Raw genomic sequence first — 6755 nt, 5'->3', positions numbered from 1 at the left:
CCCAAATCTCGTCTTTCAGTGCGTCGAGTCCCTTTTCGGCTTCGGCGCTGATGAACGTCACTTCGTCGGGGTCGAGACCGACCTCGCGGAGGTTCTCCTCGACCGTCGGGAGGTAGTCCTTATCGATGAGGTCTGCCTTGTTGACGGCGACGATAGACGGCAGGTAGACGCGGTTTTTCATGATACCGTCGACGAGCTCGTCGATGGTCGTCTCACCGCGGAGCGTCACTTCGGCGTTGACAAAGCCGTGCTCGCGGAGAATCCCTTTTATCGTGTCCTCTTCGAGGTCGACGCTGTCGCTTTTCGTCACTCGAATCCCGCCTTTTCCTCGCTTCGTGATAGAGAGGTTCGGCGGCGACGTATCCAGTCGAATCTTGTTGTTATAGAGTTCCGTTTGGAGTCGCTCGTAACGCTCTATCTCGAACACCGAGAGCATGAAGACGACGAGGTCGGCGGTGCGGACGACAGAGAGAACCTCCTTACCGCCACCACGGCCACCGGCAGCGCCTTCGATGAGGCCGGGAACGTCCAGTATCTGGATGTTCGCACCTCTGTACTTCAGCATTCCCGGGTTCACGTCGAGCGTCGTAAACTCGTACTCGCCGGTCTCACTGTCCGCGTTGGTGAGCGCGTTGATGAGCGTCGACTTACCCACGCTGGGGAATCCGACCAGTGCGACTGTCGCGTCGCCGGTTTTCTCGACGGCGTATCCTTGGCCGCCACCGGCTGAACTCTGGTTTTCGAGTTTCTCTTTCAGTTCCGCGAGTTTCGCCTTGAGCCGACCGATGTGCGCCTCAGTCGACTTGTTGTACGGCGTATTAGATATCTCCTCGCGGATATCTTCGATCTCCTCCTCCAGTCCCATCGTTAACAGTTCCGCCGCGTCCGTCGAAAAACCCTTTCCTTCCGACCCGCAGATTCGTACCGGAAGAAAAAACCGAACACGTACCGACAAACTTCGACACTATCGGCCGTTTAGCCATCATCGACGTGAGGAAAATGGGATTAATTCATACGCGTGCGCCGAAAAATATCGGCACGATTATACATAACGCATCCGACCGCCCGATAAAGACCGATGCCGGACCCCAGGACGCTCCGCGATAGCACCCAAATCGTGCTTCCGTGCGCGCTTCTGGATAGTATACGCGACGAGATCGAAGCCGAGTTCGTCGTTACTATCCATGCCCAAACTGAAGAACTGTGCCGAATTATCGGGAGTCCGGTCGAGATTCGGGCGGTGAGCGACTTTCTCACCCGTCAGGGTATCTCACTCCGGTAGCCACCGTTCCGAAGGGCTTGTTACGACACAGCCCAACGGCCCTGTATGGACGAAGCGCCGGGACTCTCCGACCAGTACCGCACGGCCAGTCCGTGGCCAGTGTTCATCGCACTCGGTATCCCTATCTCCGAATTGGGTCTCCTTTTCGGCCTGTTCCCGCTCGCCGTCGGAGGCCTCCTCTTGTTCGGAGGAAGTGTCGTCGGCATGCTCAGCGAATCCGGATACGTTGGGTCCACAATGCGGGCATTAATTGGGTTTTCCGTCATCTTGTTTGGGTTCGGGGCGGCACTGGCGTTCACCGACATCAACCTCGTCGCACGTGGGTACGCAGTGATTACTGCGGCGGCATTGCTCGTCTTTGGCGGCGTAGTCTTCGAGTTGTTCGTCCGTGAGCAGCGACAGGACATCTAAGCTTAACTTTACGTAGTGGTCGCCGTCAGTCGAACGAGAAACCAACAATCTATTTGAACGGCGTCCCCCAGTGTCTCGATATGGGAACCAAGACGTTCGACAAGGACACCATCCTCGACTTGACGGTCAACATGGTGCCGTTAGTCATCATCCTGTTTTTCGTGGTGGCTTTCGCTCTTGTCAACCCGTTCGGGTTCGAATCGCTCGCTTCAGGACTTCAGTACGGACTCCTCGTCACGCCGTTTGTTCTCTTGGCGGTGCTCACGTACCTCTCGGGGAAAGCAATCGTTGGCGCGGAGCAGTCCGGAACCGTCTACCCGCCGGGCCAAGCGACGGTCCCCGGCGTCGGCCCGCTCCACGAAGAGGAAGCGGCGGAAGCCGCCGAACTGGAAGAAACTAACGAAGCGGACGCAGTCGAAGCGGCGGAAGAGACGGCTTAAAACACCTCGAATCGCAGGGCGGTCCCGAATCTTTCATTACCCTGCACTACTCAGGCACATCCATGGAGGTTAACGGACAGTTAGCACTGACGGTGCTCATGGGGGTCTTCCTCATCGCCGTCGCCGCGTGGCTCGCGCGGGTCGAAGACTGGCGGTCGTACACCCCGCCCGCGGGGGGGGGGGCCCCCGGTGGGGATGCTGAGCAGGACGTGTCGGGGGAGGAAAAAACCCGGGTCATCCGTTGGTTAACAACGGTCGACCACAAGGACATCGGGATACTTTACGGCGCGTACGCGCTCGTCGCATTCGTCGTAGGCGGACTCATGGTCGTCCTGATGCGTATCGAACTTGCGGACCCGGCGGCGACGGTCATTTCGAACACGTTCTATAACTCGTTGCTCACCAGCCACGGGATTACGATGCTGTTTTTGTTCGGGACGCCCATTCTCGCCGCGTTCTCGAACTACTTCATCCCGCTTCTCATTGGTGCCGACGACATGGCGTTCCCGCGTATCAACGCCATCGCGTTCTGGCTCCTGCCGCCGGCGGCGCTGCTCATCTGGGCCGGGTTCTTCCCCATCCCGGACGTGATTCCGGCGCAGACGGCCTGGACGATGTACACACCGCTTTCGGCCGGTGCCGGCTCCGGAAACCAGGTAAACGCCGGTGTGGACCTGATGCTTCTCGGCCTGCACCTCTCGGGTGTCTCGGCCACGATGGGTGCGATCAACTTCATTGCGACCATCTTCACGGAGCGTGACGAGAAGGTCTCGTGGGCCAACCTCGACATCTTCTCGTGGACGGTCCTCACCCAGTCTGGTCTCATCCTGTTCGCGTTCCCGCTCCTCGGTAGCGCGATTCTCATGCTGCTTCTCGACCGGAACTTCGGAACGATGTTCTTCTCGGTCGACGGCGGCGCAATTCTCTGGCAGCACCTGTTTTGGTTCTTCGGTCACCCCGAAGTGTACATCCTCGTGCTTCCCCCGATGGGTATCGTGAGCCTCGTGCTCCCCCGCTTTGCGGGCCGTCGCCTCTTCGGGTTCAAGTTCGTCGTGTACTCCACGCTCGCCATTGGTGTCCTCTCGTTCGGTGTCTGGGCGCACCACATGTTCGCGACGGGTATCGACCCCCGTCTCCGTGCGTCGTTCATGGCCGTCTCGCTCGCCATTGCGATTCCGAGTGCGGTGAAGACGTTCAACTGGATCACGACGATGTGGAACGGGAAGATTCGCCTCACGACGCCGATGCTCTTCTGTATCGGCTTCGTGTCGAACTTCATCCTCGGCGGCGTGACGGGCGTCTTCCTCGCGTCGATTCCGGTGGACCTCATCCTCCACGACACCTACTACGTCGTCGGTCACTTCCACTACATCGTCATGGGTGCCATCGCCTTCGCCGGCTTCGCTGGCCTCTACTACTGGTTCCCCATCTACACCGGCCGGATGTACCAGGTCACGCTCGGTAAGTGGCACTTCTGGCTCTCGATGATCGGGACCAACGTGACGTTCTTCGCGATGATTCTGCTCGGATACGGTGGCATGCCGCGTCGCTACGCGACCTACCTGCCGCAGTTCGCAACGCTGCACCAGATTGCCACAATCGGCGCGCTCATCCTGCTCGCCGGTCAGATGATTTTCGTCTGGAACTTCGTCCAGTCGTGGCTCGAAGGCCCTGTCGTCCAGGACGGCGACCCATGGAACCTCGGTGAAGACAACCTCGAAACCGCCGAGTGGGCTTGGTTCGAACGGAAACTGCAGACGGCCGTCCCCGACGGTGGCGAAGAAGAGTCTGAACTCGCAACCGACGGCGGTCAAACGATTGCTGACGCGGACACGGTACCTGCGGCTGACGACGAGTAACGAACACACTCGTCGACTTCGCGGCCACTTCTTTCGGACGCTGTTTTCGAGAGCGAACGCGCTCAGCGTCAATTTCGTCCAGAGACAACCTTGCGGCGTTCAGACGAACTCCCGAACGACGCGAGAATGGGTTGAGCGCGCCCGCTCACACTAACTGACGACTGCTGCAGAGAACAGGCGTTTCTCAGATGACGAGGAGAATACCCGTCACAAACATCAGTATCGCGATGGCCCCGAGGATGATTCCGAGGATATCGGTATCCGACATACCGATGGCTTGCGACTGTGCGGCAAAAGGTGCATCGGTGCGCGGAAAGGAACGGAAACCCCTAACAGCGTGCGGTTCGGACCTGAAATCGTGAGTTCGAACGTCCGCGGTCAGCGATTCGTTCTCGGATTATACGTCGCCCTCGTCGCCGCCGCCGGTACCGCAGGCTTCCTCGCGGGGACGTTCGTCCCGAAGCTCAGTGCACCCCAATTTTTGTTCGTAATTCCATTCCCGGCAACACCCATCGGATTCGCTGCCTACGGGGCGCTAACTATCGCACTCGTCCTCGGAATTCCGCTCGTACTCGTCGTCTACGTCTCGTCGGAACTCGACGACAACGCGGTGTAAACCGGTACGAAAACCGGTACGAACCTCGACACAAAAACTAAGACTTGTCACCGGGACGTGAGAGTATGTATCACGTGGTAATCGGTGTCGATGACGACGTAGAACACGCACTTGCGTGCGTCCAAGCGGTCACAAACCTCCCGGGTGACGCCGCCGAAAAAGAAGTTACACTCGTCCATAGTTTCACGGATAACCCCAGTGGTGCGTCCGCGACACAGATTCACTCGGTCCGGGAGGCAAGTGAATACCTCGAAGACCACGGAATCGACTACGATGTGAACGAGTCATCCGGCGACCCCGCGGAGGTCATCATCGACTTCGCCGAAGAAGAAGACGCGGACCTCATTGTCACCGCCGGTCGCAAGCGGTCACCTGCCGGAAAGGCGCTCTTCGGCAGCGTCACACAGTCAGTGATTCTGAACACCGACCGCCCTGTTATGGTGACGGGCACCGCGAGAGGTTCAGAATGAGAACGTCCACACCGGAGTTCTGCGCTTCCGAGAGATACGTCGAGTAGTTCGTGGTCCCGTGTGGTGTTGCGACGGGCTTGACCTGCTCCCATCGCGCAACGTCCGTCATGAACTGCTTCATCGACGCCTGCTGGGTCCGTCCCCAACTGTAGTCGGTGTAGAGTTGGTAGAACTTCAGGTCCTCGCCGTAGGCTTCTTCCACGACCGGCGCGAGCGCCTATGTAGGCGTTGAACATTGAGAAAATACTCCAATGGTGTTTATTAACAATATATTCTGTTGTATTTGACATTCATAGGCAGCAGAAATACGAAACAAAAACGCAGTAGACGACGTGCTCTAGGGATAATCACGTACCAATGGAAAGCCACTCGACGGTCAGAATTGACGGGTAATCGGTCCTTTCAGCCGGTTAAACAACAGGATTTCTGGTATTTCTCGTGAGAACGTCCCCCAGTGTGTTTCGATTCAACGAGTGTGAAATCTCGTTATAATGATAGAGTTACAGGCACGTATATCTATCAGACTATAGATATTTATTCCCGAATTGTGCCAATTTAACCAGTATCACAGTGAACTGACCTCCGATTAATTTCACACAATGATGACTGTTCGAATTATAACTATCACCGTTAAGGGCAAATAACCGGTCGCCACGCTCGTGGCTGATACGTATGACCAAAGAAACGACAGACCACTGGACTCCCACACGCCGGTCCGTCCTGAGACTCGGCACAATGTCGGCGCTGGGTGTTGGTATCGGCGTCCCCGCATTCGCTGGTAGCGCAGCAGCGACGAAATGTCCCAGAACACCCGGTTTCTGGGCGAACCACCCGGACGCGTGGGAGCCCCTAGAACTCGACGACCCCCTCACTATCAGAGGAGTCACGATGACTCACTCCGGGTGGCGTGACTTCCTCGTCTCTCCAACGAAGGGTGACAAGGCGAACATCATGGGAAAGCACTACCTCGCCAGCATTCTGAACCTCAGAAACCGTCCCGTCGACGACCCGACGTGTACAGACAAGAAACTGAAGAGCGGTCCCTTCGAGGGCCACACTATCGAGATGGTGAAGAATAAGGCGGGAGACTGGCTCGACGATTCCAACTGGGCAGAGGAAGAAAAACAGAAGAAATGGATGGCTGGCGGAGTAGACGGTGAACCCCTGAAAGATACGCTCGACAGGTTCAACAACGACCCCAGTTCGCTCGGGCTTTCGTGTTCCTGCAACAACGAGACCTCGCGGTGATAGTTCGACTCTCGGGAGTAGCACAACTATAGCCACCAACTTGTGTCCGTGACTGTGGGTAAAATCTCACACTAACCGCGTGGCGGCAAACAACCCTCGTGTCCGCATTCGATGTCCTCGGTTCGAAGCCGCCCGCACGAATTCACCTTTTTCGACCATTTGTTCTTCGTCTCTACACTCGCGTTCGCGCAGTTCGTACTACGAGTGAAACTATCTCATCAACGATGGCGAGGCCACCCATGTGGTAGTAGTCGTCGAGTCTAGCGGAGAACGCTTCATCTGTCAATAAATACCATGCTACTGGACAATACACCTCTGAATACCTCAAAATCACCCGATATAGATTATATTACTACTTAGTCTACACAAGAAAATAACTTATTCGCGGAGCGCGTAAACTACGTATGGCCCTTTCGGATTACACCGGCC

Annotated in this window: 8 protein-coding genes and 1 pseudogene; 7 read left to right on the top strand and 2 right to left on the bottom strand. The window is 56.9% G+C overall.

Annotation, left to right across the window (positions count from 1 at the left end):
- The coding region (locus QT222_RS09085) for an OBG GTPase family GTP-binding protein (RefSeq protein ID WP_491476978.1) at positions 1 to 865 on the bottom strand (865 nt) is incomplete at its 3' end.
- A 213-nt stretch (positions 866 to 1078) separates the two neighbouring features.
- Here QT222_RS09085 and QT222_RS09080 point away from each other — a divergent pair.
- The 6 genes from QT222_RS09080 to QT222_RS09055 all read left to right on the top strand — a co-directional run bounded on the left by QT222_RS09080 (position 1079) and on the right by QT222_RS09055 (position 5078).
- A complete protein-coding gene (locus QT222_RS09080) occupies positions 1079 to 1282 on the top strand; it encodes a VNG_1110C family protein (RefSeq protein WP_004057346.1) in 204 nt (67 codons plus the stop codon).
- 45 nt (positions 1283 to 1327) lie between these two features.
- The gene (locus tag QT222_RS09075; RefSeq protein WP_004057347.1) at positions 1328 to 1693 is read left to right on the top strand and encodes a DUF7541 family protein; all 366 of its coding nucleotides are present in this window, start codon (positions 1328 to 1330) and stop codon (positions 1691 to 1693) included.
- 80 nt (positions 1694 to 1773) lie between these two features.
- Positions 1774 to 2133 carry a DUF6684 family protein gene (locus tag QT222_RS09070; protein WP_004057348.1) on the top strand — a complete coding sequence of 120 codons (360 nt, stop codon included), beginning with the start codon at positions 1774 to 1776 and terminating at the stop codon, positions 2131 to 2133.
- A 98-nt stretch (positions 2134 to 2231) separates the two neighbouring features.
- On the top strand, positions 2232 to 3992 hold the full coding sequence (locus QT222_RS09065) for a cbb3-type cytochrome c oxidase subunit I (RefSeq protein WP_491476979.1): 1761 nt from the start codon (positions 2232 to 2234) through the stop codon (positions 3990 to 3992).
- 358 nt (positions 3993 to 4350) lie between these two features.
- Positions 4351 to 4608: a DUF7520 family protein gene (locus QT222_RS09060; RefSeq protein ID WP_179955359.1), complete on the top strand. Its 258-nt coding sequence runs from the start codon at positions 4351 to 4353 to the stop codon at positions 4606 to 4608.
- A gap of 65 nt (positions 4609 to 4673) precedes the next feature.
- The gene (locus QT222_RS09055; protein WP_491476977.1) at positions 4674 to 5078 is read left to right on the top strand and encodes a universal stress protein; all 405 of its coding nucleotides are present in this window, start codon (positions 4674 to 4676) and stop codon (positions 5076 to 5078) included.
- On the opposite strand, the pseudogene QT222_RS09050 reads toward QT222_RS09055, so the two are convergent.
- Positions 5068 to 5295: pseudogene (locus QT222_RS09050) on the bottom strand (ABC transporter substrate-binding protein); the annotation flags it as partial. The gene QT222_RS09055 and the pseudogene QT222_RS09050 sit on opposite strands and share 11 nt — an antisense overlap.
- 455 nt (positions 5296 to 5750) lie before the next feature.
- Here QT222_RS09050 and QT222_RS09045 point away from each other — a divergent pair.
- Complete coding sequence (locus QT222_RS09045; protein WP_491476976.1) at positions 5751 to 6326, top strand: Tat pathway signal protein; 576 nt, start codon at positions 5751 to 5753, stop codon at positions 6324 to 6326.
- Positions 6327 to 6755: the final 429 nt, after the last annotated feature.

It is taken from the genome of Haloferax sp. s1 (genome assembly GCF_058382125.1).
This window is presented reverse-complemented; position numbering and strand designations above follow the sequence as displayed.